General features: G+C 77.6%; 2 protein-coding genes. Both read right to left on the reverse strand.

All coding sequences use genetic code 11. From position 1 onward, the window contains the following. A partial coding sequence (locus RIF68_RS30835) for a PAS domain-containing protein (RefSeq protein WP_309054564.1) occupies nucleotides 1-2,862 on the reverse strand: 2,862 nt, incomplete at its 3' end. Between the two features lie 183 nt (nucleotides 2,863-3,045). Continuing rightward, nucleotides 3,046-3,501, reverse strand: a complete 456-nt coding sequence (locus RIF68_RS30840) for an SSI family serine proteinase inhibitor (protein ID WP_309054565.1) — start codon at nucleotides 3,499-3,501, stop codon at nucleotides 3,046-3,048. Between the last annotated feature and the right edge of the window lie 123 nt (nucleotides 3,502-3,624).

The following is a 3,624-nucleotide window of genomic DNA, read 5'->3' on the forward strand; positions in this document are numbered from 1 at the left end:
CGGGCCCGGCGGCTGCGACGGCGCCGGGGCGGGCGGCGCCACGGCCCGGCGGCGTCCGCCCGCACCGGGCACGGGCTGCGGGCCCGGCTCGTCCTGAGCCGGCGGCGGGGACTGGGGCTGCGGCGGGGGCAGGGGAAGCGACCGCGGCGGCTGAGGCGCGGGGGCGGGCGCGACCGGAGACTCCTGGGGCCCCTGGGGCGCCTGCGATGCGGGAGGCACCGGGGACGCGGGGGTCATCGGAGGCATCGGGTGCGGCTGCGGCGGGGTGTGATCGGCGCCCGGCACGCTCCGTACCGCCTCGTGCTCCCCCGCACCGGCCACCGGCGGAACGGAGCCGGCGGGCGGGACGGGTGCGGCGGGCGGGGGTACGGAGCCGGGCGGGACCGGTCCGGCGGGCGGGACCGGTGCGGTCGGGGGCACGGGGGCGGGCGGTGCCGGCCGGCCGGCGACCGGCGGCGTGACGGCGTCCCCGGCACGGGACGAGGGGCCGGCGGGACCAGCGGGTTCCACGGGACCGGCCGGGGGATGCGGCTCGGGTGCGCGGTCGGCGTCGGCGGGCGGCAGCGCGAACGGGGTACGGGGGCCGGCCTCGGCCGCGGCCGCCCGCTCCTGCGCGGCGGCGAGCGCCCGGCGGCGCCGTCCGGTCGGCCGGGACTCCTCCCCGTCCGACGGCGCGGTGGAGGCCACGGCGGGCAGCGCCCGGGCGAGGGCGGGCGCGGACGGCGGCTCGGCCGAGACGCCCTGCGGCGGCACGGCGGCGCCGAGCGCGGCACGTCCCTGCGCGCCTTCGGCGGCGGTCACCACGGAGCCCTCGGCGGGCCGGCCACGGCGCCGCCCGGTGGGCTCGACGGGCGCGCCGGACGGAAGACCGGCGTTCTGCTGGGCGGGAATCAGGTCCCCGGCTCCGATCCCGCCACCGGGGGCGGGGCTTGCCGGGTTCTCCTCCGTACGGGCACGGCGGCGGCCGCCGGCCCCGGCCTTCGGTTCGGCACCGGTGTCCGGCACGGCGCCCTCCAGGAACGCGTCCGTGGACGCGCGCCGGGCCCTGCGCCGACCGCCCCCGGAGGCCGTACCCCCGGAGGCCGTCCCACCCGTACCGGTCGTGGCCGCGGTCGCGTCCGCCGGAACGGCACCGGGGGACGGGACGGCGGAGGCGGGAGCCGCGTCCGCGGCGGTCCCCCGAGGCGGGGTGGCGCTGGCCTGCGCGGGCAGCGCCGGCGTACCGGGCACATTGGGCTGGGGCTTCGGCTCCGTCGTGGGGACCGTGCCCCGGCCGGCGCCGAGCGGCACCTCCAGGACGTACGCGCCGCCGCTGGTCCCCGGCACCTCGTGGGTCTGCACGACACCGCCGTGCGCCGCCACGATGCCGCGGACGACGGGGCCGTGCACCGGGTCGCCGCCCGCGTACGGCCCGCGGACCTCGATCCGTACGACGTCCCCGCGCTGCGCGGCCGCTACGACGATCGTCGAGTCGGCCTGCGGGGCCCCGCCGGCCTGGCCGCCCACCGCACGGGCCTGCCCGGTCGAGTCGACCCCGGCGACGTCCGCCACCAGGTGCGCGAGCGCGGTGGTGAGCCGGCCCGCGTCCACCTCGGCCTCGATCGGCGGGGCGTGCACGGCGAACTGGGCGCGCCCGGGGCCGATGAGCTCCACGGCCGCGTCGATGCCGGCCGTCACGATCCGGTCGAGCAGCGCCACCCGCTTGTCGAGCGACTCGTCGCCCGCGTCGAGCCGCTGGTAGCCGAGGACGTTGTCGACCAGAGCCGTCATCCGGGAGTAGCCGGCGGCGAGGTGGTGCAGGACCTGGTTGGCCTCCGGCCAGAGCTGGCCGGCGTCGTCGGCGGCGAGCGCGCCCAGCTGCGTCCGCAGCTCCTCCAGCGGCCCGCGCAGCGACTCGTCGAGAACGGCCGTCAGCTGCGCGTGCCGGGCGGCGAGGGCCGCGTACCGCTCCTGCGCCTGCTCGCGCTCCGCCGCGTGCCGCTCGGCCCGGTCGGCGAGTTCGGTCGCGTGCCGTTCCGTCAGGGCGGCGATCTCGGCGGCGTGGTTGTCGACCAGTTCCTGGTACGGCCTGCGGTCGGTGAAGGTCATCACCGCGCCGACGAGCTGGTCGCCGTCCCGTACCGGAGCGGTCGTCAGGTCGACCGGAACCCGCTCGCCGTTCTTCGCCCACAGCACCTGGCCGCGGACCCGGTGCTTCCGGCCGGACTTCAGCGTGTCGGCGAGCGGCGACTCCTCGTACGGGAAGGGCTCGCCGTCGGGCCGCTTGCTCAGGATCAGGGGGTGCAGCTCCGCCCCGCCGAGCTCACCGGCCCGGTAACCGAGGATCTGCGCGAACGCCGGGTTCACGAGGACGACCCGCCCGTCCGTGTCCGTACCGACGACGCCCTCGGAGGCGGCGCGCAGGATCATCTCCGTCTGCCGCTGCGAGCGGGCGAGCTCGGCCTCGGTGTCCAGGGTGCCGGTGAGGTCGCGGACCACCAGCATGAGCAGCTCGTCGCCGGTGTAGCCGCTGTACGAGTCGTACGCCTCGCGGCCGTCCTCCAGGCTCGCGGAGGTCACCTCGACGGGGAACTCGCTGCCGTCCGTGCGCCGGGCCATCATCCGGGTCGGCTTGGTACGGCCGCGTTCGTCCGCGCCGTCGGGGCGGCGCATCGAGCCCGGGATGAGGCGCGAGTCGAAGGAGGGCAGCAGGTCCAGGAGACCGCGGCCGACGAGCGCCGTGCCGGGGGTCTCGAACATGCCGAGGGCGATGGTGTTGGCGTTGACGACCGTGCCGTTGCAGTTGACGAGCACGAGGCCGTCGGGCAGGGCGTCGAGTATGGCGGCGAGGCGAGCAGCGCCTCGGGATGGCCTGCTGCTCACGACGACGCTTCCTCCCTGACGCACTGCACTTGCCCGCAGCACTCGCTCGCTGCGTCCGCCCTACCGGCCGGCCGGCCCCATCTTGCCCCTCGGGCCACAGCCTGTCACTGAGGGAGTCTAACGGCGACCGGCGGCCGGTCCCCCGACCGCGATCTCACCGGATCTTCACCGGAACCCCGGTCCTCATCCCCGGACGGCGGGCAGGACGGGCTCCAGGTTCTGCCAGCGGTCGATCTCGCACCCGTCGGCGCGGGAGAAGCGGGCGTCGACCGTACGGCCCCGCCAGGTGCCGGTCACGTGGGCGGTCGCCGACCCGCCGTACATCTGGGTGCAGAACCGGTCCTCGGGCACCGTGGCGAAGGGGTCCCCGCCCTGGCGCGCGAGGTGGTCGAGCCGCTCGCACGCGTCCTGGGCCGCCGGGTGGTTCCCGCCCGCCTTGATCGCCGCCTTCCCGCCCCTCCCGCCCTTGCTCTCGCAGGTCAGGTCGTACTTGCCGTCGGCCTCGGGGTGGCCGCTGTTGCTGACGGTCACGGTGAGGGAGTCGGCGGCCGGCGCGAGCAGGGGCAGCGGCAGGGGGCCGAGCCCGGCGGCCCCGACGGCGGAGGTGGCGAGGGTCGCGAGGACGAGACTGCGCAGCATGGCTTCTCCTGGAGCACGGATGTACGGAGGGCACGGGATGCGCGTGCCCCCACCCCACTAACGCTCCGGGAGCCGGAGCGTTGCGCAACCGGGGTGCGCCGGGTGGGGCTTTGCCCTCGGCCC

Source organism: Streptomyces sp. (assembly GCF_031178505.1).
GTDB lineage: Bacteria > Actinomycetota > Actinomycetes > Streptomycetales > Streptomycetaceae > Streptomyces > Streptomyces gulbargensis.